Genomic DNA, 24,069 nt, shown 5'->3' on the forward strand with positions numbered 1-24,069 from the left:
GTCTAGCAGCTTTCTGTTCAAGGGTGTGTGAAAGGTTAACCGATTTATTGGGTGCTCGCCCGGTAGCGGTCGACCACGATAGGGACAAGGTCGGTCAGCAGCGGCGGCGAGTAGCTCACGTCGATGCCGGTGTCGTCTTTGATGTCGCTCAGCCACCCCACCGCCAGGTCCAGCAGTGTGCCGTGGGTGACGAAAAGCGGCAGCAGGTGGAGGGCGGGGCTGTCGTCGGCAAGCGCGCGTAGTCCGGCTTCGCGGCGTCCGGGGCCTGTGCCGGTGGCGGGGACGACGACGGTGCGTTGCCCTGTCAGTTCGGCCACGCGTGCGCCAAGCGCTTCGGTGGCGGCTGCGGCTTCAGCGTCGGAGGTGCCCACAGGGTAGAGGGCGAGGGTGGCGCCGGCGGGTGCGCGGGCGGCGAGCAGCGCGGCGATGTCCTCGCCCTGGCCCAGCCCGGCGGCGAGCTGCAGTTCGATGCCCTTGGCCTCGGCGATCGCGGCGGGCACGTCCACTTTCGCGTGGTAGGCGTCGGTGAACAGCAGCGGCACGACTACGGCCCGCGCATGGTGCTTATCGACGAGCGCTTGGGCGGCTCCGGCGAGGTCGGGGGCTGTGAAGTCGAGGTGGGCGTCGACCGCATCCACGCCAAGCGCCTCGCCCGCGGCCGCGGTGATGGCGCGGGAGCCCTCGACCGCCTCCGGGTGTCGCGAACCGTGCGACAGGGTGATTAGGGCGGTCATCGCGCACGCTTTCCGACGAGTCCCGCCGCCAACGTATTGCCCGAAGCCTGGTCGATGAGCAGGAAGTTGCCCACCGCTCCGCGGGCGGCGTACTCCTCCACTGGTAGTTCGGTGGCGGTGGTGATGGTCACCAGGGCGATGTCGTTGAGGCCCACCGGTTCTTGCGTGGTCACGCGCCCGCGCACCAGGGTGGTGCCGTAGCGGACTTTCACGGTTTTGCCGTCGGTGATCTCCTTGTCGGTCAGCCCCACGATGGTGGCCTCAAACTCGCGCACCGCCTCCGGCCTGGTGCCGCCGGCAAGCAGGTCGCCGCGCACCAGGTCAATATCGTCGGCCAGGCGCAGAGCCACGGCATCGCCCGCTTTGGCATGATCCACCGCATCCAGTCCGTCCGAGGTATCGATGTGGGTGATCGTCGTTAAGCGCCCACCCGGCGCGGAAATCTCATCGCCGACAGACACCGTGCCGGCTGTGATCTTGCCGGCATAGGCGCGGTAGTCGGTGGCGTGCTCACGCAACACGTACTGGATGGGCAGGCGGAAATCCAGGTCAAGGGCGCGCCCGGAGTTCACGGGGATGGTCTCCAGCAGCTCCAGCACGGTGGGGCCCTCGTACCAGTCCATGTTGGCCGACGGTTCGACGACGTTGTCGCCACGCAGCGCGGAGATCGGGATGACGTGCGGGTCCGCGATCCCCAGCTCGGTGGCGCGCGCGGTGAACTTTTCGCGGATCGCGGTGAATGTGTCCTCGGAGTAGTCGACCAGGTCGATCTTGTTCACCGCCAGGATCACGGTCTTCACCCCCAGCAGGGCGGCCACGTTGAGGTGGCGCAGCGTCTGCTCGACCACGCCGTGGCGGGCGTCGACAAGCAGCACCACCACCTGCGACGTCGACATACCAGTCACCGTGTTGCGCGTGTACTGCACATGTCCCGGTGTATCGGCCAGGATGAAGGCGCGCTTGTCGGTGGCGAAGTAGCGGTAGGCCACGTCGATGGTGATGCCCTGCTCGCGTTCGGCCCGCAGCCCGTCGACAAGCAGTGAGAGGTCCAGCCCGTCGAAGCCGCGGTCGGCGCTGGTGCGTTCTACGGAGGCCAGCTGGTCGGCCAGCACGGATTTGGTGTCGTGCAGGAGGCGCCCCACGAAGGTGGACTTCCCGTCATCGACGCTGCCCGCGGTGCACAGGCGTAGTGTTTGGCGGTCGTTCATCAGAAGTAGCCTTCCTTCTTGCGGTCTTCCATGGCGGATTCGCTCAGGCGGTCGTCGGCACGCGTGGCGCCGCGTTCGGTGAGCGTGGAGGTGGCGATCTCACGCAGGACCTCGTCGATGGTGGTGGCGTCGGACTCGATCGCGCCGGTGCAGCTCATGTCGCCGACGGTCCGGTAGCGCACGCGCTTGACGACGATATCCTCGCCCTCTTTCGGTTCCAGCACACCAGGCATGGGGGTCAGCCACATGCCGTCGCGCTGGAACACTTCGCGGTCGTGGGCGAAATAGATTGGCGGCAGGGCGATGTTGCGGGCGCCGATGTACTCCCACACGTCTGCCTCCGTCCAGTTGGAGATGGGGAACACGCGAATATTTTCGCCCGGCAGTTTCTGACCGTTGTACAGGTCCCACAGTTCGGGGCGCTGGCGGCGCGGATCCCACCCGCCGAAACTATCGCGCACCGAGAAGACACGTTCCTTGGCGCGGGCGCGCTCCTCATCGCGGCGAGCACCACCGAGCACGGCGTCATAGCCCACCTCGGCGATCGTCTCCACCAGCGGGATGGTCTGCAGCGGGTTGCGGGTGCCGTCGGGGCGCTCCACCAAGTCGCCGCGGTCGATCCAGTCCTGGACTTCGGCCACGCGCAGGCGGGCGCCGGTCTCGTCGATAAGCGCATCGCGAAACTCAATCACCTCCGGGAAGTTGTGCCCGGTGTCCACGTGCAGCAGCTCGATCGGCATGGCGGCCGGGGCGAACGCGCGGCGCGCCAGCTCGAAAACGACGCACGAATCCTTCCCGCCCGAAAACAGCAGGCCGACCTTGTCGAACTGGCCGGCCACCTCGCGCAGGATGTGGATCGATTCGTTTTCTAGATCTTTGAGGTGTGGCGAAAGTTGTGTCATGAGTGGAGCCCACATTCTGTCTTGTTCTGTCCGGCCCAGCGCCCGGCGCGCGGATCCTCACCCTCAGCAACGGGCAGGGTGCAGGTTTCGCACCCGATGGACGGGTAGCCCTGCTGGGTCAGCGGGTGGATGATCAAATCGTGCTCGGCGATATAGCGGTCCGTGTCCTCCAGGGTCCAGGTGACCAGCGGGGAAATCTTCAGCCGGCCAGTGTCATCGAGCGACAAGGCCGGGGCATTCGCGCGGGTCGGCCCGTCGTCGCGGCGCAGGCCAGTCACCCAGCCCGCATAGTCCGACAACTGCACCGCCAGCGGCTCCACCTTGCGCATCCGGCAGCACGCCGTCGGGTTGGACAGGTACAGGTTCGGCCCATAGGTGGCGTCCTGCTCCGCGCGGGACAGCACCGGCAGGGCGCGCACCAGCTTCTGATCCGGGTAACGCGCCTCCACCTTGTCCGCCACCTCCAGTGTTTCAGCGAAGTGGTAGCCGGTATCCAGGAAGAGGAGGTCCGCGCCGGGCAGGTGGTCCTTCGCCAGTTCCGCCAGCACGGTGTTTTCCATGCTCAGCGTGACGACGAGGTCTTCAGACACATGCTCATGGGCCCAGTCCAAAATGTTCTCGGCGGATTCGTCGTACAGCGTGTCGGCCCACTTATCGACGAGCGCCTGGTTGCGGCGCAGGGTGTCGTCGTTAAGCGCGCGCGTGGTGGTGGGGCCGTCGGGGCTGATGCCGGGGTCGCGGAAGTTCGAGCCGATGTTGAAGCGGGCCAGGGACTTCTGCAGCGCCTCGTGGGTGGAAGGTGCGGGTGCGGGCGGGGTTTCGGGGTCGTCCTGGCCGTAGAAGCGGACGTCGAAGATGCGCAGGCACTCGTGGCACTTCCAGGCGAAGTCGGTTTCCTCGTTCGGGTAGAGGTCCTCGCCGGCGCAGTACGGGCAGAAGGTGGGGTGGTTACGGTTGGGGTTGGGTTTCCGGCGGAAACTCATTTGATGTCCTCCTCGTCGGCGCGGACGAGCCACTCGCGGAAGTTTTCGCCGTCGTTGCGGTCGCGCAGATAATTGCCGACGACGCGGGTGACGTAGTCCGTCAGTTCCGTCGAGGTGACTTTGTGGCCGCGGATCTTGCGGCCGAAGTTGGCGCCCTCGCCCAGGGTACCGCCGAGGTGGACCTGGAAGCCTTCGACGCGGTTGCCGTCGGCATCCGTGACGGTCTGGCCCTTCAGCCCGATGTCGGCGATCTGCGTGCGCGCGCAGGCGTTAGGGCAGCCGTTAAGAGCAATGCTGATGGGGCTGTCGAGGTCGCCGAAGCGGTCCTCCAGCTCGTCGGCAAGCTCGATGGCGCGGGACTTCGTCGTCACGTGCGCCAGCTTGCAGTATTCCAGGCCGGTGCAGCTGAGCAGGCCGCGGCGGAACTCGCTGGGCTTGGAGAATAGGCCCATCTGGTCGAGGTCGGCGGTGAGCGCGTCAATTTTGTCTTCCGGGATGTCCAGGAAGAGCAGCTCCTTGAACGGGGTGAAGCGCAGGCGGGTCAGGCCGTGGGATTCGGCGAGGTCGGCCACGGCGATCAGCTGCTCGCCCGAGAGATGCCCCAGGGTGGGTTTGACGCCCAGGTAGTAGTTGCCGTCTTTCTGCTTGTGCAGGCCGATGTGGTCGCGGTCGATGGGGTTGGTGGGCGCGGCAGGCCCGTCGGGTAGCGCGTAGCCCAGGTACTCTTCGAGCACTTCGCGGAACTTTTCGACGCCCCACTGCGCCACCAGGAACTTCAGGCGCGCCCGGTTGCGCAGGCGGCGGTAGCCGTAGTCGCGGAAGATGCGCACCACGTTGGCCCACACTTCCGGCACCTGCTCCAGGGTGACGAAGACGCCCAGGGGCTGGGCCAGCATGGGGTTCGTCGATAAGCCTCCGCCCACGTACACCTGGAAGCCGGGGCCGAGTTCGGGGTGCTCGACGCCCTGGAAGGCGAGGTCCTGGATCTCGTGGGTGACGTCCTGGCGGGCGTTGCCGGAGATGGCGGACTTGAATTTGCGCGGCAGGTTTTGGAATTCGTCGCGGGTGACGAGGTCGCGGCTGATGGTTTCGATGGCGGGGGTGGCGTCGATGATTTCGTCGGCGGCGATGCCTGCGACCGGCGAGCCGAGGATGACGCGCGGGACGTCGCCGCAGCCGTCGAGGGTGCTCAGGCCGACGGCGTCGAGCTTCTCCCAGATGGCTGGCACGTTTTCGATCTCGACCCAGTGCAGCTGGATGTTCTGGCGGTCGGTGAGATCGATGGTGGAGCGGGCCCAGTCGCGGGAGATTTCGCCGACGGCGCGGGCCTGTTCGGTGGTGCAGCGGCCGCCGTCGAAGCGGATGCGCATCATGAAGTAGCGGTCCTGGAGCTCGGAGTTGTCCTTGCCGGTGTGTTCGCCGCCGAGGTTTTGCTTGCGCTGGGTGTACATGCCTAGCCATTTGAAGCGGGGGGCGAGGTCGTCGGCGGGGATGGAGTCGAAGCCTTGCTTTGAGTAGATGTCGATGACGCGTTGCTTGACTTCAAGGACGGGTTCGACCTGTTTGACTTCTTCGTCGTGGTTGAGTGGCGTTGTGCCATCAATCTTCCACTGGCCTTCGGGCTTTTTCGACCGGGGGCGTGGTGACGCGGTGGTGGTAGGCATCGCTGCTCCTCTTTTAGACCGGCTGGTCTACTTCGTAATTGGCTTTTTGCTAATGCAGTGAACAGTAACCGTACCAATTTGTCTATTGCAATAGTTGCTTATCGACGATCGCCCCGCCACCCCCTTGAACTGCACCAACCTGGGTGAATCTAAATTTTCGCGCCTAGAGTGCGTGAATTTTATTGTACGTTTCGCTTTACACGGGGCCGCTTACTGGCTACCTTTACAGACCAAGCAGTCTAGATAGTGTTGAATTTGGAAAGGACCGTGCATCATGAGCTTGCGCGTCGCAGTTATTGGAGCAGGACCGGCCGGCATCTACGCCAGCGACCTGCTGATCCGCAACGAAGAACACGACATCTACGTCGACCTCTTCGAGCAGATGCCGGCCCCCTTCGGCCTGATCCGCTACGGCGTGGCCCCGGACCACCCGCGGATCAAGGGCATCGTGAAGTCCCTGCACAACGTGCTGGATAAGCCACACCTGCGCCTGCTGGGCAATATCACCGTGGGCCGCGACATCACCATCGACGAGCTGCGCGACTACTACGACGCCATCGTCATCTCCACCGGCGCAGTCCGCGATAAGGCCCTGACTATCCCAGGCGGCGAGCACTCCATCGGCGCCGGCGAGTTCGTCGGCTTCTACGACGGCAACCCCCGCTTCGAACGCGACTGGGACCTCTCCGCCCGCCAGGTTGCGGTGATCGGCGTGGGCAACGTCGGGTTGGATATTGCACGCATCCTGGCAAAGACCGGCGATGAGCTCCTCGTTACCGAAATACCCGACAACGTGTATTCGTCGTTAAGCACCAACCAGGCGGAAGAGGTGCACCTGTTCGGCAGGCGCGGCCCGGCGCAGGCGAAGTTCACGCCGAAGGAGCTGAAGGAGCTGGACCTGTCCGACACGATCAACGTGGTGATCAGCCCGGAGGACATCGAGTACGACGAGCAGTCCGTCGCCGCCCGCCGCGCGAACAAGTCAGTGGATCTGAATTGCCAGGTGCTGGAGCAGTACGCGCTGCGCGAGCCGAAGGACGCTCCGCACACGCTGCACATTCACTTCTTCGAGGAGCCGGTCGAGGTCCTGCTAAAGCAGGACGGCGATAAGGACGGCGAGACCGTCGTCGGGCTGCGCACCGAGCGCCAGGAATATGACGGCGCGGGCAACGTCGTCGGTACGGGCGAGTTCACCGATTGGCCCGTCCAGGCCGTGTACCACGCCATCGGCTACCGCAGTGAGCCACTGCCCGGCGTGCCGTTTGACCATGAGCGCAACGTGATCCCGTCGGAAAGCGGAAAAGGCAAGGTCAACGACGGCCTGTACGTGACCGGCTGGATCAAGCGCGGTCCCGTCGGCCTGATCGGCAACACGAAGTCCGACGCCAAGGAGACCACCGACCTACTTGTCGACGATGCCCAGGCCGGCCGCCTCAGCCCGCGCAAGCATGAGGGCGCGGAGGCGATCGTCGAACTGCTGGAATCCCGCGGGATCCCGTACACCACCTGGGAAGGCTGGCACCGCCTGGACGCCGCGGAGCGCGCGGCCGGCGAGGGCTGCGAGATTTATGGCCGCGAGCGCAAGAAGATCGTCGAGTGGGAAGATATGGTGCAGCACGCGCGCGCAGTGCCTGTGGTCAGCTAAGTACGCACACGTGCGATCTTTGGCTTAAGATCGGCGAGGTCATTCACACCGAAAAGTAAAGGCCTCCCCCACCCCATGGATCTGCTCCGCCTCTTAGCGCGTCGCGCCCGCCCGTACGCCGGCGCGATTCTTGCGGTGGTGGTTCTGCAAACGCTGACCACCGCCGCCACCTTATATTTACCCAGCCTGAACGCACGCATTATCGACGAAGGCGTGGCCCGCGGCGATGTGCCGTTCATCTGGCGCATCGGCGGCGTCATGCTGGTCGTCGCGTTTGTGCAGGTGATCGCTGCGTGTGCGGCGGTGTGGTTCGGTTCGCGCACCGCGATGGGTGTGGGCCGCGACCTGCGGGAACGCATCTTCCACCGCGTCGCCCGCTTCTCCTCCGAGGACATGAGCCATTTCGGCGCCGGCACCTTGATCACCCGCGGCACCAATGATGTGCAGCAGGTGCAGATGACCTTCCTGATGTTTCTGAACTTCATGGTGGCGGTGCCGATCATGATGGTTGGCGGCGTGGTGATGGCCATCCGCGAGGATCCGGGCATGAGCTGGCTCGTCGCCGTGTCGGTGTTGGTGCTCGCGGTGGTGGTCACCGGCCTGATCCTGGCGCTCCTGCCGCTTTTCCGCAGCATGCAGGGCAAGATCGACCGCATCAACGGCGTGCTGCGCGAGCAGATCACCGGCGTGCGCGTGGTGCGCGCGTTCACCCGCGAGGAGCACGAAACCCAGCGTTTCGACGCCGCCAACCTCGACCTGACCCGGCTCAGCGTGCGCATCGGCAACATTTTCGTGCTGATGTTCCCTCTGATCATGATCGTGCTCAACGCAGCCACCGCCGCCGTGCTGTGGTTCGGCGGCCACCGCGTGGAGGCCGGGGAGGTGGAGGTCGGCTCGCTCACCGCCTTCATGCAGTACCTGCTGCAGATCCTGGCGGCCGTGATGATGGGCGCGTTCATGGCCATGATGCTGCCGCGCGCGATGGTGTGCGCCACCCGCATCACCGAGATCTTGGCGCACGACCCCTCCATGACCTCCGACGGCACCGCCGCCCCCACCACCGGCCGTCTCACCTTCGACGGCGTCGGTTTCACCTACCCCGGCGCGGACGCCCCCGTCCTCGATGACATCGCATTCAGCGCCACCCCGGGGACGGTCACCGCGATCATCGGCGCGACCGGCTCCGGCAAAACCACGCTGGTCAACCTGATCCCCCGCTTGTTTGAGGCGACAGAGGGCACGGTGCTTATCGACGACACCCCTGTCTCTTCTCTTGCCCGGGAAGAGCTGGTGCGCTCGGTGACGATGGTGCCGCAGAAGCCCTACCTCTTTTCCGGCACCGTGGCCTCCAACCTGCGCGTGGCCAACCCGGATGCGACCGATGAGGAACTGTGGCAGGCGCTGGGGACGGCGCAGGCACATTTCGTGGAGTCGCTGGATATGCCGATCGCGCAGGGTGGCACCAACGTCTCGGGCGGGCAGCGTCAGCGGCTGTGTATTGCGCGGGCGATCGTCGATAAGCGAAAGATCTATGTGTTCGATGATTCTTTCTCTGCGCTGGACATGACCACCGACAAGAACCTGCGCGCGGCGCTGCTGCCGCAGCTGAGTGATGCGACCGTGGTGATCGTGGCGCAACGCGTCAGCTCGATCGTCGATGCGGACCAGATTCTGGTGCTGGATGCCGGGCGGATCGTGGCCCGCGGCACGCACGACGAGCTGGTGGAATCTTCGCCGACCTACGCGGAGATCGTGCGATCACAGATGGAGGTCTCCCAATGAGCAACGAGCTGACTGACGAAGAGATCCTGGAGCTCCAGGGCGCTGCCGGCGAACACGACGCACCGCGCACGGCGAAGAACTTCTGGCCCAGCGCCAAGCGGCTGCTCGGGCTGCTTGCCCCGCACAAGGTGGGCTTTGGCGTGGTCATCGTGTTGGTGGTGCTGTCGGTGCTGCTCAACGTGTACGCCCCGCGCGTGACGGGGCGCGCCGTCGACGTGATCTTCAACGGCGCGGTCAGCGGCCAGCTGCCCGCCGGCGCCAGCAAGGACGAGGTGATCGCCGGCCTGCGCGCGGGCGGCCAGGACCAGTTCGCGGACATGCTCTCCGGCATGGACCTGGTGCCGGGCGCGGGCATCGATTTCGGGCTGCTGGGCCAGCTGATCCTGGTGGTGCTGGCCCTGTACGTGGGCGCCAGCGTGCTGATGTGGCTGCAGGGCTTCCTCCTCAACCGCCTGGTGATGCGCGTGATTTACCAGCTGCGCGCCGACGTCGAGGCGAAGCTGAACCGCCTGCCGCTGAGCTATTTCGATCGCGGCCAGCGCGGCGATATCCTCTCCCGCACCACCAACGACGTGGACAACGTGCAGCAGGCCCTCCAGCAATCGCTGTCCCAGGCGCTGCAATCGGTGCTGATGGTGCTGGGCATCATGGTGATGATGTTCACCGTCTCCTGGCGGCTGACCCTGGTAGCACTCCTGGCCATCCCACTGACCGCCATCGTCATCGGCGTGATCGGCAGCCGCTCCCAGGCCCACTTCAAAAACCAGTGGCGCGCGACGGGCCAGCTCAACGGGCACGTGGAGGAAACCTTCTCCGGTCACGAGGTGCTGACGATCTTCGGGCGTCACGACGAGGCGCAGGCGCTTTTCGACGATCGCAACCGCGAACTGTTCGGAGCCGCGTCCATGGCCCAGTTCCTTTCTGGGCTGATGATGCCGATCATGCAGTTCATCTCCTACCTGTCCTACGTGGCAATCGCCGTGTTTGGCGGGCTGATGGTGGCCGGCGGTTCCCTCTCCTTGGGCGCTGCCACCGCGTTCATCCAGTACTCGCGCCAGTTCAACCAACCGCTCGGTGAGCTGGGTGGCATGGCCCAGATGGTGCAGTCCGGCGTGGCCTCGGCCGAGCGTGTCTTCGAATTCTTGGATGCCGAGGAAGAGGAGCCCTCGCAGGCCCAGGCCGGGACTGCGCAGCGCGCGAGCGGCCACGTGGAGTTCCGCGATGTCTCCTTCTCCTACACCGACGAGCCGCTGATCCAGAACCTCAACGTGGAGGTGCAGCCGGGCCAGAAGGTCGCCATCGTCGGCCCCACCGGCGCCGGTAAGACCACGCTGGTAAACCTGATCATGCGCTTCTATGAGATCGACTCCGGCCAGATCCTGCTCGATGGGGTGGACACCCGCCAGATGTCGCGCGAGGCACTGCGCAGCCAGATCGGCATGGTGCTCCAAGACGCGGTGCTCTTCGAGGGCACCATCATGGACAACATCCGCTACGGCCGCCTCGACGCCACCGACGAAGAAGTCATCGCCGCGGCGAAGGCCACCTACGTCGATCGCTTCGTGCACGCGCTCCCCGATGGTTACGACACCATCATCGACCAAGACGGCGGCGCGCTCTCCGCCGGTGAACGCCAGTTGATCACGATCGCGCGGGCCTTCGTCGTTAAGCCTTCCCTGCTCATCCTGGACGAGGCTACCTCTTCCGTGGACACGCGCACCGAGGTGCTTGTGCAGCGCGCGATGGGTGCGTTGCAGGCCGATCGGACGAGTTTTGTGATCGCGCACCGCTTGTCGACGATCCGTGACGCCGACCTGATCCTGGTGATGCAGGCGGGCCGTATCGTCGAGCAGGGCACCCACGACGAGCTGCTGACCGCCCGCGGCGCGTACTGGGATCTGAACCAAGCCGGCTTCGCGTCCGACGAATAACAGAGGCGCTATCTTATGAAAACCGCGATTTTTGTAAGATAGCCCCCTCCTCGCCGCGTGCTAAATTATGATTTATTAGCAATCAGCACTGGAGGTCGACGTGTCATACAAGCCGCTGAAGACCATTTTTCATCAGGCCCAGCAGCCCGCTGCGGCTACAGTGGACCGCGAGTTAGCTGCCCGGCTCAACGGCCCGTCGACCCTCCGCTTCAACTACAGGGTCGGCGACTTCGACCTTTTTGTTGTACTCACCGCAGAGCTTGCAACGCTGGTCGAGCGTGTGTGGACCAATGAGCTTCACCTCTCGCGGCTGTGGTCGGCGCTCCCGGGGGCCGTGCAGGACCATTACCTCTTTTCGCTTCTCGTGGACGAAATTCAGTCCACGAACGAGATCGAAAATATCCATTCCACCCGGCAAGAAGTCAGCGAAGCCCTCGAAGCCGCCCGCTCAACTCCCAGCAACAGTGCTGCGTTTAAACGGTTTCAGGAAATGGCACGGTCCTACCTCGCGCTTTTCGACGAAAGCCCGGACGCACAACCCCCAACCAGCCTGCAGGATCTGCGCCAGCTCTATGACTCCTTGCTTGCCGACGAGATCTCGGCCGAGGATCAGCTGGACGGTGAGCTGTTCCGCGCTGGCCCCGTCTCCATCTTCGATGCCGGACACCACGAGCCGATCCGCCGCGGGGCAGCCACGGAGGCAGATATTCACGGCCGGCTGACGACAATGTTGGGGATCCATTCCACAACCAATGTCCCTTCCTTAGCAGGTGCCTTCATTGAGCACTTCATGTTGGAACATACCCATCCGTTTTATGACGGTAATGGGCGCTTCGGCAGGTTCCTTCTGGACCTAAGACTGCGCCACGTGCTCTCTTCTCCCACCGCACTGTCCCTTTCTGCCGGGATCATGCGGGAAAAGAATGCCTACTATAAGGCCTTCTTGGACACAGAGCACCCACTTAACCGTGGTGAAGCGACGTTCTTCCTAGAGCGCATGCTGAAAATTCTGGTGCACGCCCAAGAGGCGAGGCAGGAATTCCTGCATGACAAGCGCGCCTCTCTCAATGCTCTGGGCACACTGATGGCCGAATGGGCTGACGACAACCCCCACGGCCTCAATGATTATGAAATGCAAACGTTGTTTCTGCTCGGCCAGGTATATATGTTCGGCCCGCGCAGAGGGGCCAACTGGGACGAGATTGCATCGTTTTTGGGCCGCTCGAAGCAAACAGTGCGCCCCGCTCTGGATTCACTTGAGCAACGAGGTTTCATTGTGAAGTTGAGCAACAAGCCCCTCGTCGTCGGCTTGACGGACGACGGCGTGCGGTTACTCCACCTCGATGCGGCCTAGCGATCGTCGTTAAGCGCCATGCGTGAATACTGACTGCCTGAAACCGGGCGGCACCGTTTAGGCTAAGGGCATGGTTTCTACGGTGCTTGGCTGGGTCGGCGTTCTGCTTTCCATCCCTGTGTGGGCATATTTCCTGTACCGTGCGCTGAAGTTGGTGCGGTTTATTGCCTCGGGCGGGCCGACGACGACGTCCCGCTTCAACAACTGGGGCCAGCGCCTAGTGCGCGTGATCGTGGAAGTGTTCGGGCACACCCATTTCAAAGGGAAACCACTGGTCAACGCCGCGCACTGGGCGGTGATGGTGGGTTTCCTGTTCGGCATCGTGGTGTGGTTTGAGGCCTATATCCAAACCTTCAACCCGGCTGGCGGGTGGCCGATCCTATCGGACTGGAACGTGTACCACTTCGTGGAGGAAGTGCTGGCGGTGGCGACGATCGTCGGCATCCTCTTCCTGGTGGGCGTGCGCCTGAAACTGGGCGATTCGGAGCGCGGCTCCCGCTTCTACAACTCCGTATCCTGGCACGCGTACCTGATTGAGGCGATTGTGTTCGTCGAGGGCCTGGGCATGCTGATGGTGAAGGCCGCGAAGATCGCCACCTATGGCGGCAACGCGCCGTGGGCCGATTTCATCAGCGGCCAGATCGCGAAACTGCTTCCGGCCTCGCCCGCGCTGGTATCCGCGTTCGCGCTGGTGAAGCTGCTCGGCGGCCTCCTCTTCGTGATCTTCGTCTCCCGCACCTTCAACGCGGGTGTGGCGTGGCACCGCTTCGCCGCCTTCTTCACCATCTTCTTCCAGCGCAACCCCGAGGGCGCCAAGGCCCTGGGCGCGCTACCGACGCCGACGCTTGACGACGAAGACATCACCCCTGCCTCCTGGAAGATGCTGCTGGACTCCACCGCCTGCACCGAGTGCGGCCGCTGCCAGGAACTGTGCCCCGCGTGGAACACGGGCAAGCCGCTGAGCCCGAAGAAGCTGATGATGGACCTGGGCAATTCGGCTCTGGATAACTATGACTCCCACGCCGGCCTGGACGTGCTGTCCATGGCGGGCGAGGTAGACCCGGATGTGCTGTGGTCGTGCACCAGCTGTGGCGCGTGCGTGGACCAGTGCCCCGTGGACATCGAGCACATCGACCACATCACCGATCTGCGCCGCTTCAAGGTGCTGGCCGAAAGCGAGTTCCCTTCCGAGCTCACCGGCCTGTTCAAAAATATTGAGACGAAGGGCAACCCTTGGGGAAGGAACTCGTCGGAACGCGCAAGCTGGGTGAAGGAAGCGCGCCGCGACGGGCTAGAGGTGCCGGTCGTCGGTGAGGATATCGACGATTTCGCCGACACCGAGTACCTGTTCTGGGTGGGCTGTGCCGGCGCTTACGACGATCACGGCAAGCGCACCACCCGCGCCGTCGTCGAACTGCTGGAAACCGCGGGTGTGAAGTACGCTGTGCTCTCCACTGGTGAGACGTGTACAGGTGATCCTGCCCGCCGTGCCGGCAATGAGTACCTGTTCCAGATGCAGGCCGCCCAGAACGTCGATACGCTCAATGCTGCTTTCGACGGTGTACCTGCTGGCCAGCGCAAGATCGTGACCACGTGCCCGCACTGTTTTAATACGATCCGCAACGAATACCCCGATTTCGACGGCCACTTCGACGTCTTCCACCACACCCAACTGCTGAACCGCCTGGTGCGTGACGGGCGTTTGACCCCGGTGCCGCGCACGGCCGAGAACCGCAAGCCGATCACCTACCATGATCCGTGTTTCTTGGGCCGCCACAATAAAGTGTTTGATCCGCCGCGTGAGCTGCTGGAATCCACCGGAATGCAGGTGGCTGAGATGGACAAGAACCGGGATGAAGCGTTCTGCTGTGGTGCTGGTGGCGCGCGCATGTTCATGGAGGAAAATATTGGGCAGCGCATGAACGAGTTCCGCACAGAGCAAGCGCTTGAAACCGGGGCCGAGGAAATCGCGACAGCCTGCCCGTTCTGCACCAGTATGTTCGACGGTGGCGTGAAAGCCCTGGGGGCGGCGGCCAACCCCCGCGATGTGTCGACCCTGCTGCGCGATTCGGTGCTTGTCGACGACAAACTGCCCGCTGCCGCAAAGAAGGCTTTTGTCAATCCGTCGCGTGCTGCGGTGACGATCACCCCGAAACCTCAAGCAAAGCCAGAACGCCAGTCCAAGCCTGAGTCTGAGTCTTCCGCCACGGCTACTCCGTCTACTCCCCCAGCTGCGCCATCCGCTCCGGCAGTTCTCAAAGCGCCCACTCCACCAGCACCAACTCCGGCCGCTCCCGCCACGCCACCCGCTGCGCCTGCGCCACCTGCGGCTCCGGCTCCTCCCGCCCCCAAGGTCCCCACTCCACCTACAGCACCAGCCGCTACTCCCCCAGCTCCTCCCGCTCCCAACTCAACTCCACCTGCCGCGCCTTCTGCACCTGCGGCTCCGGCCGCCCCCGCTACTCCCCCAGCGCCGCCCGCGCCACCGCCACCAGCACTGCTAAGTGAGGAAGAACCTTAAAATCACACCCCCACGACGATCATTGGGGTTCAGTTTTCATCGGGTGGTTCAAGACACCTAGAGATCGGCATGTAGTTGAACGCCTTGCCGTTCGGTAATACCGAACGTACGCGAATGCCGAACATGGGCGTGTGTTACTTGCATGCGAATACGCAGATCAAGGGCGATTCCCTTTGTCTTTGAAGCGCTCCAGTGCGTTTTGGGCCAACCCCATCGCTTCACCGGTGAGCTGATCAAACTGCTGCTTGCGCTCAATGCGGCGTTGAGCAGTCTCCTGCGCGTGGGCTGCTTGGATCTCACGCATCCGCTGGCGGTCAAGCTGGCGCGGGCTGGGCACGTACCACTTGGCTGGGCCTACCTTCATCACGTACAGCAGGATAAACACGACGGGGATGAGCAAAAGGAATGTCACGCCAATCCCGCTCCCGGTTGCCACTGTTGTAAGAATCATGCCCGCAATCGATCCGACTGTGGTCAGCCCGAGCAGCCCGGCACGGGTTTTCTGGCCTCGTTGGTGTGTTTCTGCGATCTCATTCGCGCTGTACAGCTCCACTCCGGTGCCCGCTCCAGGCTGGTGGGGGATGTCGCGAAACAGAGGAGCAAGCTCGTTACGGTTGTTCGCGTTGCACACCGCGCCGATCCTGCTTTCGTACTCTGAAAGCGTCAGTCGCCCTTCCGCCAGTGCACGCCCCAGAGCGCTCATGGCATCAGAGCGTTCATCATCAGACAGGCGCATCTGCGGGTTCTCTGGTCGGTATGGGTGGCTCACAACGCCAAGTATAGGTGTGTTGCATGGTTGCAGCAGACGCACGAGTCCGCGCCCGCAACATCATGCACTTTTTGGCTGACACGCAAGCTAATTCCCCCCTCCTCAGCCAGGACGACCGAAGATGACACTTGTTCGGCTGCCCCATCCGGTCTAGGCTTGCTTAAGTAGCAACCTCGGCGATATCGGATCGAGGCTCGGGCCAACAATCTGTCGATTGTGAAGGATAAAGGCATGTCAGTGGCGTAGTTCCAATAGAGGGGCTCAACTATTTTTCGGCTAGTAGACAGCGCACTATGAGTTTGGCTGGTACTGGAGCGGATTGCGGGCGGGTGTTCGTCGTCACGCGCAAGTCGCGGCGCTTTGGCTAATGGCCGCGCAGTGCACGTGCAAGCAAGGTTTGGACGTCGATCAACGCGCGCTCATCACGAATCTCCAAGGCAAGAGTCGGCGTGGTCGACGAAGAAACATAGATGCTAATCTCGCTATCGCTATCCATTGTTCCCGCTGTTTCTACCGCAAAGCGGCTAATGGAACTATAGGGAATGGTCTGGTAAGACCTCTTCTTCCCGCTAACCCCTGCACATCGATGGCGATGATGCGCCAATCAGTAAACACAACAAGATCCCGGAAAAGCTTAAAAGCGTTCAAAACCTCTTCCTGTGGAAGCAAAATACGGTCTTGCCTCAAGCTCTCGACGACTTGTTGTGGGTCTGCGTTGCTGGCATTGCCCATGAACGAATCAAAAAATCCCATGCTTTCTAGCGTAGTAGCTGCGGAGTTTTACCAAGAAATGCCAAGGCATCGATCCTCTCAACATTCCCGGTAGCAGGAGCAAGACGATCAGCAGTAATCAAGTAGCACGCGGTTCCCGGCGGCGCAGCTCGAGGTGCACCATATTTTCCAGGTCATGGCCGTGATCGAAGCTGCGGCTGCCAAGCAGCGCGTTACGCAGGCCCGGATCAACAAAATAGTATTTTCCGTTAGTTTTTAGCCAGCGCTTGCCTTTCGTTCTGTACTCGCGACACATCCCACCTCCACCTAGTGAAAACGACATTCTTTTGCAGTATACTTTCAGCAAACTCATACAACTTAAGAAAGGTTTTCACCGCCATGAAGAAGAGGCATCTTCATCTCATCGCCACCACCACCGCCCTTTCCCTACTGGGCGGCGTGCTGGTGGCCAGCCCAGTACACGCCGGACCAGACGATGGGAAAACCATCACCACCCAAGGCCATGTGGACGCACCAAAGACCTTCTTCAACTTTGACAGGAACACGTTCGAGTTGAAGAACGAATTCCAGGAAAACAACTATCCCCTGGAAGAAACAGCCGTATGGATTGGTAAAGGGTGGAGCGATAAAGGCAACAACCAATACCAGTTCAACGTCACCGATGATGAACTATTGGATTTCCTGGCTGAAGACGGGGAAGTTCTTTATGCCAGCCCTGCCTTTACCAGTGGTGGGCATAACCCAGTGTGGCTAGGTTTTGGTGCTGATGCGAATATCCCCGCCGACGACTTCCGCGACGGCACTATTGCTTTGGACATTCTCGACGTAGAAGGTCCCGGCAAAGTGGAAATGTTCAGCTACACCAACGATGGTGACTGGAAAAACCTGCGTCGCCTCATGTCATCCAGTGATGAAGGTTTCCGCTCCGCCCGCCTGAATGTAGGCCAACACACCCACAACTGGAGCACCTTCACCCAGCCGGGCCGGTATGTGCTCACCTACCAATCGTCGGCACGCGATAAGCAGGGTAACCTGATTTCCTCCGGGCCACAGAAACTGGCTATCCAAGTCGGTGGGCTGAAGCCAGTAGACCACCAGACCCCCTCTCTGCAGCAACGTTACGACGATGCCCACCCAGGCGATGCGTCTCAGCAGAACTATTCGCTTAACATCGCGCCTAAGGCTAACCCGGAGAAAGATGGTGACGAACATCTCTCGACCATCACGTTCGACTCCGGAGACCCCACTGTCAACGGGACGTTGACCCTGCTGAACCACGGCTACTTCCTTACCGATATCGAAGTAGAAAACGGTACCGCCTCCTACGATGAGCTCCTCGCTGCAGGAGAAGCAAGCATCCAGGCTGTCTTTACCCCTGAGGGTGACAATCCACGCTGGATTTCTCGACCAGTTGCCGTCGCCCGAGGCGGTACTGCTTCCACGACTTCTCAAAATGATGCTTCCACCATCCAGGACAAGCGCCAGATCCCTGGCCATACCCCCTTGAGCCAAGAAGTACACACCCCTAGTGACACCTCGGTAGAAGTAACCATGGTGGCCGATCCGCACGACAGCGACTACACACTTGCAACGCTAAGCTTCGCCGATCCGAAGATCCGAGGCTTTATTGAAGGCGGAGTCTACGCCAGCGCGGATGCTTCAGTTGCGGAATATCCACTCCAGATGACCGTCAACAACGGTAAGGCAACGATCCGTTTCCAAGATGGCGGGGACTATGAAGGCTATACACCAAAGTTCACCTTCTACCCTCATCCGAATACACGGGTGACTTCAGCAGAAATCATTCCGGGTGAGTGGAACGCCAAGGAGCTTACCTACTCCACCACGCTGGAAGAATCCGCCGATCAGCCATCCCCGGTAGCACCACAGCCCAGTAACCCTGCTCCCCAAGATCCACAGGCACCACAGCCTGACACCCCCAATCAAAACGGGGTCACTCTTCCAGCGGATACGCAGGTAGTCACCACTAGCGAGTACACCATTACTGGCGAGTGGGACGATAACTTCAAGGTGCACACGTACCTCCGCGAAGGAACCGATGGGCCTGATCATGTGCCCGGCACCATTACTCTCGGCGTGCAGGACTCCCAGCTTGTCTCACGGGAATCCAAAGACGAAGCCGCTACCTTCGATTTCTTGCAGTCCCCTGGCCCAGATTTTTATCTCCTGCCTGAGGATTCCACCACTAGCCCGACGCTAGGTTACACAACCTCCGGGTTTGACTACCACGACTTCACCGACCAAGGCCTAGCCTTGCACGTCACCCCTGTCAGCACCCCAGTTGGTGCGCAATGGGGTGCTTATCATGCCTCGGGAGTAGTGTTGGACTCCACCTCTACCACTGCGATCGAAACCACCGAGCGTAGCGACGATAAACTGAACTGGGTATTCACGCAGCCAGGTATTTACGAGTTTGAGATCCAGTACCGTGCGCACTATGCGGGTGGTAGCCACCCTGAAGAGTTCCCAACGAAGTTTAAGAAAGAAACGCTTCGCTTTGCTGTCAGTGATGCCACAATCGGCGGAGCTGCCTCCAACAATTCTTCAGGCTCACAGCCAACTACCCCAAATCAAGGCTCTGATACACCACAGCCTGGCGACGGGCAACAACCGTCAGTACCGCTGGTTGCTGGAGATGCTGTTGCTACCAGTGGTGCAGTCAATATCACCGCAAACTATCAAGACGGTGCCTTGACCACAACGCTTGTGAAAGACTCTGAGGAGGTTACCTCCCCTGGTTCACTGGCCATCGGGGTTAACGATGCGTCGCTAACCACGCGCAGTGGTGAATACAACCAGGAAAAGTTCGATTTTATGGGCCCACGTGGCGGCCAGTATTACAACCTGCCACACGATCCCGTGAATAACCTCCCACTGGTGGGGTACAACACGTATAACCTGAACTACAACGACTTTCTCGAGCGCGAAGTGAACTTGGTACTTACTCCAAGGCAGATCCCTGAGGGCGCTAGCTGGGGTGTTCACGAATTCTCGTGGAACACAGGCCAAGTGGTACACGCCAGCTCTGTGACCGAAGATTATTCCATTGGGACTGTGTCCGATTTCTTCACCCGCGACACCCCGTTGGCCTGGTCATTCTCGAAGCCTGGCCGCTACGTTTTCGATGTCACCTTCCAGGCAAAAAACCCTGACGGTACACCTGTTGCATCGGAGCCTATGCCGTTGACCTTTGCAGTGGGCAATACCGCTATCAACGAGTTCCAGGCTAACCCCGGTACTACTCCACCCGCGCAGGAACCAACGCCTACGCCAACGCCACAGCCGTCTGCTCCAGGGCCACAAGACCAAGGCGACGATAAGAACACCGCTTCGCTCATCGCCCTTGACCGTGGACACGTTGACATCGCGGTGGAACGTGAAGGTGATAAATTTGTCGCCGCCCTCCTTGATGACACAAACCTGGTGAAGCGGGGACGCCAACGCCAGGACTTGGATACCATCGCTCTGGTGGCTCGTGACAATGCGTTGCAGACCCGAAGCAATCGTTGGGCCAATGAGAAGTTCAACTTTATGGGGCAGGTAGGAGAAAAGTTCTATCTTCTGCCACAGCAGCAAAACCCGCACATCATTTGGCCTGGATATAACACCCAGTCCCTCAATTATGCTGACTACACCGAAGAAGGGGTCAACCTCGTTCTTCGCCCGAAGAACGTGCCGGCTGATGCTTCTTGGGGTGTCTTCCTGACGGATGGATTTGGCGGAAGTGACGTCCTGATTGATTCCACCACAGGTGATCACACCATCAGCACTGATTTCGCCTCCCACACTCACGTGAATTGGGCGTTTTCAGATCCTGGTGTCTACCAGTTCGATTTGACCTATGAGGCAACGCTTATCGACGGCACCACAATCACCTCGGAGCCAGAAACTCTCACCTTCGCACTCGGAGATAAGGCCATCACCACGGTGACTACACCTGGCGCATCTCTCGACCCCGGAACCGCAAAGCCTGCTCCAACGCCGGTAGAGCCAGACCCAACCCCAGCAGATCCAGCTCCAGCGCCAGCGCCAGCAGAGCCTCCAGCTGATCCGAACCCAGCAGATCCAGACCCAAGCGATCAGGATGACGACAATCGTCGACCGCAACCCTCAACCTCATGGTTTGTACCACTAGTGGTTGGCTCCATCCTTGGGATCTCCGCTACGGTTATTGGCGTACTTGCCACAGGTTTCATCCTGCAGAACCTAGGCGGCATCGGAGCATTCTTTGGATTCAAATAGCTGACTCCTGTCGACGCGAAGGTAGAGCATGGTAGAGCATGGTGCGAAGGCTGAGCCCGTACCGTGCTCTACCAGCCCGACTAGAATCGGTAGCCCCACACGCGCGAGTAATCAATCGTCTTGGACAACCACTGTGGAATCGGCGGTTCAAAGAGATACAGCACCATTTCTACAAGTTGAGCGGTACCTAGAACCAGGTTTGGTTGGAACGGGATTAGCTTCATACCTGACTTAGGTCAATTTAGTGCGGAAATCCCTACTTGTGGATGGCGTTGATGAGGTGTTGGATGTCATCAGGTGGGGTGGTGGCGGCGTGGACGGTCTGCCCATCGAACCTTTCGCACCGTAGGCTTTCGACGCAACGCGGAACTTCCTGGATCCAAATTGCAAGCCTCGGCCGGAGTGAACGATCACGCCCTTAGGCTCGCCGCGCTTCCTCATTGCGTCCTCGAGTGCCGCAACCGCGAGGGATGATTTCATCCGTGCGCTAGTCGCATACCCAACGATTGGGCGTGAACACAGGTCCTTGATCGCACACAAATACAGCTTGCCCTCACCGGTCCAGTGCTCGGTCATGTCCGTGACCCACGCGACGTTTATCTCATCGGTGTGGAAGTGGCGGGCGAGCAGGTCATCATGGACCGGATCCCCAGCTCTCCTGGTGCGGGTTCTACGGCGGGAAATTACAGAAGCGACCCCGATTGTGTGACACAGACGCCACACACGCCACTCGGAAAGCCGATATCCACGATCGGCGAGCTCGTCAGCAATAAGCCTGAACGTGATTAAACCTGGACCAGTCGGACACATCGACAGCCGGGGTGTTAGTGATTCTTACACGTCAACCAAAAAATCCACAATGTTTCGGTGGAGTATACCGCCCCGGCTAAAGTCCACTACATCCATACTAAGCACCGTCTTCGGATAATTGTCACGAATCTCCTCAAGGCTACGGAACTCCCTTTTCACGGTTTTGTCGTCGGCAAGCACATAGGCCACCTGAAAATAGTGCTTCTCTAACCCCCTTGTTGCCACGAAATCGACTTCGTAAGCTCCCACTGCCCCCACCTGAACGTTCCATCCGCGGGACCGAAGCTCTTGGTAAACAATATTTTCCAATACTAAATTGATGTCGGCCGTATTCGAGGCACCAACGACCTCCCGTAGGCCGTGATCCACACAGTAATATTTCTCGTTAGCCTTCAGGCTTTTCTTCCCATAAGCGTCGGTCCGCGGCACCTTATCAATAAGAAAGGCCTGTTGGCAAAAGGAAAGATAGTTAAGAATTGTGTCTACGCTGACGGTTCTACCCTCATTCTTAAAATACTTTTCCATCGACCGTGCGGAAAACGTTGTGCCTACATTGCGCAGACAGTAATCGACGATACGGTGGAACACGTCCACATCGCGGATGTGGTGATACTTGATAACGTCCCGCAACACCGTGGAATCATAAACAGTGGTCAAGTAGGACAAAGACTGCTCACGTGCAAAATCAAAAAACTTTAATTCCGGATATCCGCCGTAAATCAGATATATGTCGAACGCCTCACGTGCAGAAGGAAAACGGTCCTTATGTAATTCGAGGAATTCCGCAAAAGAAAGTGGCTGAATATGAAACGCGACATATCTCCCAGCAAGATGGGTGGCTAAATCGCCGGAGAGCAGTGTGGCGTTGGAGCCTGTGAGGTAAATGTCGCTGGTGTAATCAACACGCAAAGCGTTGACCGCACGCTGCCAGTTGCCTACCGATTGGATCTCATCGAAGAAAAAATACACCGGCTGTTGCGTATTCACTTTTTCTGCGACGTAATCGAGGAGTTGTTCAGCCGTTTCAATCTGCAAACCTACAGCCGATTCGAGGTTGAGCTCCACTATCTGTGCGTGGGGATTGTGTTCCACAATATGGTTACGGATCAGCGTGAGAATCGTTGATTTCCCGCAGCGCCTTACACCCGTCAATACCTTGACCATCGGTTTATCGACTAACGGGAGAATCTTCTCCACGTAGCGTGGCCTAGGGACTATCCTGTCGATCATAATCGACACAATAGATTATCTGGCCTTTGTTGTCGATTATAATCGACAGTTATTGGTCAGCAGTGGATCGTGGCGTTTGCTGATGGTGGTCTCGATAAAGGCTTGATTCCCTGTCGCGCGTCCATGAGGTTCAATAGCAGGCTGCGGGCCGATGCGGGCGTTCAGCTCCTCGGCCTTCCTAAGGCGCGCTCTAGCCGAACCTTGTGGATGCTGTCCAACACACATCTCGCGCTTGTCGAGCTTTAACATTTGGGTAAATCACTGGAGCAACTTACGATCCGAGCGCAGCCAGTGGGACAACCCACACGCCATCCGAACGCTGGTACGCCGGCCCGGTAGGGATGATCACAATGAGGGCTGCGGGTGGCCGCTCAACAATTGTGGCAACTGATTTCAGGTGTTCGGCTGCCTGATCAATCTGGTGGTGGGACTGTTTCGTCTCAAAGCCGATCCAGGTGCCGTCGCGCAATTCAAGCACGGCATCCATTTCCTGTCGTCCCTTTGTGTCGCGCAAGTGGAAAACTCCGCGCGCCCGTAGTGCTTGGGCATAGACTCTTAGATCGTGGACCAGCATTGATTCGAATAAGATGCCTAGGGTTTCCAGATCGGACAACAGGTGCTGTGGCCCTGCACCAAACAGGGCCGCTGCCAAACCAGGGTCGGCCAAATGGCGTTTTGGCATCTGTACAAGCGAAGTACGCGATCGTAACCTGGTTGCCCACGCTGGCTGATCTTCAACAAGATACAACCTGGTGGCAAAATCATGGAGGCTGTTGACCGTTTCCATTGCCATCTCGTGTCTGGCACCGCTAAGCTCCCCGATTCGACGCCGAATCGCAGCGCCTGTAGCAGGTTGAGCAACCAATCCAGCGTAGCCCTGCAGGAAACTCCTGAACCGTCGTGGATCCCTGCGTGGCCCACCCAGCAGCGGATCATCATGCTCAGACATATTTTCTAGGTAGGCAGTAAGCAGCTCTTGTGCATCCTCGGAGTCGAGCGTGAAGAATTCAGGGAATCCACTTGCGACAATCCAGTGGGCATAATCTTCCCCGGTCGCCTCAGTACCAGCGATAAATTCTTGATCACCTGCAATGATCTGTGCCAGAGACACTCGCTGCGCGGGCACTTGTCGCTCAGCTAGGCTCAACGTGCGCATGACAATGCTGCGGATGCGCCCAGCTCCAGAGTGTCGGGCGCTTTCTTCTTCCGGGGTAGCAGAACCGGTCAGGATGAACAGTCCTTTATCTGCTGCTTCATCTACTGCGTGCCGGACTTTGTTCCATACGCCCGGCACCACCCGCCATCCATCTACAAGACGCGGTTTCACGCCTTCGAGAGCCAGCGCTGGATGGTTGTGTGCGAGCATTGTCTCTGGCGTGTCTCGATCAAGCTGGATGGATGACTGCGTACATTGTTTCGCGGTAGAGGTTTTACCGCAGGCTCGGGGGCCTTGTAGTAGTAACGCCCCGGATGTCTTCAACCCACGTTGTACCTCGTTGTCCACTAGGCGCGGGATGTATTTTTTCATGCTTCCTCACAAT

At 60.4% G+C, this 24,069-nt stretch carries 16 protein-coding genes and 1 pseudogene; 6 read left to right on the forward strand and 11 right to left on the reverse strand.

The annotated features are described in order from the left end of the window. Positions 1-44: 44 nt before the first annotated feature. The 5 genes from B097_RS0109420 to B097_RS0109440 form a co-directional block, all read right to left on the reverse strand. A complete protein-coding gene (locus B097_RS0109420; RefSeq protein ID WP_018582278.1) occupies positions 45-734 on the reverse strand; it encodes a sirohydrochlorin chelatase in 690 nt (229 codons plus the stop codon). Continuing rightward, a complete protein-coding gene (locus B097_RS0109425; protein ID WP_018582279.1) occupies positions 731-1,942 on the reverse strand; it encodes a sulfate adenylyltransferase subunit 1 in 1,212 nt (403 codons plus the stop codon). Before B097_RS0109425 ends, B097_RS0109420 begins: the two co-directional genes overlap by 4 nt. Continuing rightward, entirely contained in the window at positions 1,942-2,844 is a 903-nt protein-coding gene (cysD, locus tag B097_RS0109430; RefSeq protein WP_018582280.1) for a sulfate adenylyltransferase subunit CysD, read from the reverse strand. The genes B097_RS0109425 and cysD overlap by 1 nt, the downstream gene beginning before the upstream one ends. Beyond that, positions 2,841-3,614: a phosphoadenylyl-sulfate reductase gene (locus tag B097_RS0109435; protein WP_026254435.1), complete on the reverse strand. Its 774-nt coding sequence runs from the start codon at positions 3,612-3,614 to the stop codon at positions 2,841-2,843. Before B097_RS0109435 ends, cysD begins: the two co-directional genes overlap by 4 nt. Positions 3,615-3,823: 209 nt before the next feature. Next, entirely contained in the window at positions 3,824-5,491 is a 1,668-nt protein-coding gene (locus tag B097_RS0109440; RefSeq protein ID WP_018582282.1) for a nitrite/sulfite reductase, read from the reverse strand. A 274-nt stretch (positions 5,492-5,765) separates the two neighbouring features. Here B097_RS0109440 and B097_RS0109445 point away from each other — a divergent pair, with 274 nt between their 5' ends. The 5 genes from B097_RS0109445 to B097_RS0109465 all read left to right on the forward strand — a co-directional run bounded on the left by B097_RS0109445 (position 5,766) and on the right by B097_RS0109465 (position 14,724). Then, the gene (locus B097_RS0109445) at positions 5,766-7,136 is read left to right on the forward strand and encodes an FAD-dependent oxidoreductase (protein ID WP_018582283.1); all 1,371 of its coding nucleotides are present in this window, start codon (positions 5,766-5,768) and stop codon (positions 7,134-7,136) included. A 75-nt stretch (positions 7,137-7,211) separates the two neighbouring features. Beyond that, entirely contained in the window at positions 7,212-8,918 is a 1,707-nt protein-coding gene (locus B097_RS0109450) for an ABC transporter ATP-binding protein (RefSeq protein ID WP_018582284.1), read from the forward strand. After that, positions 8,915-10,849, forward strand: a complete 1,935-nt coding sequence (locus tag B097_RS0109455; protein WP_018582285.1) for an ABC transporter ATP-binding protein — start codon at positions 8,915-8,917, stop codon at positions 10,847-10,849. Before B097_RS0109450 ends, B097_RS0109455 begins: the two co-directional genes overlap by 4 nt. A gap of 100 nt (positions 10,850-10,949) precedes the next feature. Then, positions 10,950-12,203, forward strand: a complete 1,254-nt coding sequence (locus B097_RS0109460) for a Fic family protein (protein WP_018582286.1) — start codon at positions 10,950-10,952, stop codon at positions 12,201-12,203. A 70-nt stretch (positions 12,204-12,273) separates the two neighbouring features. Then, positions 12,274-14,724, forward strand: a complete 2,451-nt coding sequence (locus tag B097_RS0109465; protein WP_018582287.1) for a (Fe-S)-binding protein — start codon at positions 12,274-12,276, stop codon at positions 14,722-14,724. Between the two features lie 157 nt (positions 14,725-14,881). On the opposite strand, the gene B097_RS0109470 is transcribed toward B097_RS0109465, so the two are convergent. The 3 genes and pseudogenes from B097_RS0109470 to B097_RS13520 all read right to left on the reverse strand — a co-directional run bounded on the left by B097_RS0109470 (position 14,882) and on the right by B097_RS13520 (position 16,547). Then, positions 14,882-15,493, reverse strand: coding sequence for a DUF1707 SHOCT-like domain-containing protein (locus tag B097_RS0109470; protein ID WP_237559269.1), 612 nt, complete (start codon positions 15,491-15,493; stop codon positions 14,882-14,884). 364 nt (positions 15,494-15,857) lie between these two features. Beyond that, positions 15,858-16,246: pseudogene (locus B097_RS13885) on the reverse strand (PH domain-containing protein). Between the two features lie 97 nt (positions 16,247-16,343). Then, on the reverse strand, positions 16,344-16,547 hold the full coding sequence (locus tag B097_RS13520; protein WP_147287086.1) for an ATP-binding protein: 204 nt from the start codon (positions 16,545-16,547) through the stop codon (positions 16,344-16,346). Between the two features lie 56 nt (positions 16,548-16,603). On the opposite strand from B097_RS13520, the gene B097_RS0109485 reads away from it, so the two are divergent. Further along, entirely contained in the window at positions 16,604-20,488 is a 3,885-nt protein-coding gene (locus tag B097_RS0109485) for a choice-of-anchor M domain-containing protein (protein ID WP_018582290.1), read from the forward strand. 231 nt (positions 20,489-20,719) lie between these two features. Here B097_RS0109485 and B097_RS13890 read toward each other — a convergent pair whose 3' ends face one another. The 3 genes from B097_RS13890 to B097_RS0109495 form a co-directional block, all read right to left on the reverse strand. Next, on the reverse strand, positions 20,720-21,298 hold the full coding sequence (locus B097_RS13890) for a DDE-type integrase/transposase/recombinase (protein ID WP_081618043.1): 579 nt from the start codon (positions 21,296-21,298) through the stop codon (positions 20,720-20,722). A 24-nt stretch (positions 21,299-21,322) separates the two neighbouring features. Next, a complete protein-coding gene (locus B097_RS0109490) occupies positions 21,323-22,495 on the reverse strand; it encodes an ATP-binding protein (protein WP_202593326.1) in 1,173 nt (390 codons plus the stop codon). 304 nt (positions 22,496-22,799) lie between these two features. After that, entirely contained in the window at positions 22,800-24,056 is a 1,257-nt protein-coding gene (locus tag B097_RS0109495; protein ID WP_026254437.1) for an ATP-binding protein, read from the reverse strand. Positions 24,057-24,069: the final 13 nt, after the last annotated feature.

The sequence above is a fragment of the Corynebacterium pilosum DSM 20521 = CIP 103422 genome (assembly GCF_000373805.1).
Lineage (GTDB): Bacteria > Actinomycetota > Actinomycetes > Mycobacteriales > Mycobacteriaceae > Corynebacterium > Corynebacterium pilosum.

Bases quoted from the DNA above. Each gene is read 5' to 3' on its own strand.
- B097_RS0109425 (WP_018582279.1), bottom strand. From the start codon at position 1,942: ATGAACGACCGCCAAACACTACGCCTGTGCACCGCGGGCAGCGTCGAT.
- B097_RS0109450 (WP_018582284.1), top strand. From the start codon at position 7,212: ATGGATCTGCTCCGCCTCTTAGCGCGTCGCGCCCGCCCGTACGCCGGC.
- B097_RS13520 (WP_147287086.1), bottom strand. From the start codon at position 16,547: ATGTCGTTTTCACTAGGTGGAGGTGGGATGTGTCGCGAGTACAGAACG.
- B097_RS0109495 (WP_026254437.1), bottom strand. From the start codon at position 24,056: ATGAAAAAATACATCCCGCGCCTAGTGGACAACGAGGTACAACGTGGG.
- B097_RS0109485 (WP_018582290.1), top strand. From the start codon at position 16,604: ATGAAGAAGAGGCATCTTCATCTCATCGCCACCACCACCGCCCTTTCC.
- B097_RS0109445 (WP_018582283.1), top strand. From the start codon at position 5,766: ATGAGCTTGCGCGTCGCAGTTATTGGAGCAGGACCGGCCGGCATCTAC.
- cysD (WP_018582280.1), bottom strand. From the start codon at position 2,844: ATGACACAACTTTCGCCACACCTCAAAGATCTAGAAAACGAATCGATC.
- B097_RS0109440 (WP_018582282.1), bottom strand. From the start codon at position 5,491: ATGCCTACCACCACCGCGTCACCACGCCCCCGGTCGAAAAAGCCCGAA.
- B097_RS0109420 (WP_018582278.1), bottom strand. From the start codon at position 734: ATGACCGCCCTAATCACCCTGTCGCACGGTTCGCGACACCCGGAGGCG.
- B097_RS0109455 (WP_018582285.1), top strand. From the start codon at position 8,915: ATGAGCAACGAGCTGACTGACGAAGAGATCCTGGAGCTCCAGGGCGCT.
- B097_RS0109465 (WP_018582287.1), top strand. From the start codon at position 12,274: ATGGTTTCTACGGTGCTTGGCTGGGTCGGCGTTCTGCTTTCCATCCCT.
- B097_RS13890 (WP_081618043.1), bottom strand. From the start codon at position 21,298: ATGTGTCCGACTGGTCCAGGTTTAATCACGTTCAGGCTTATTGCTGAC.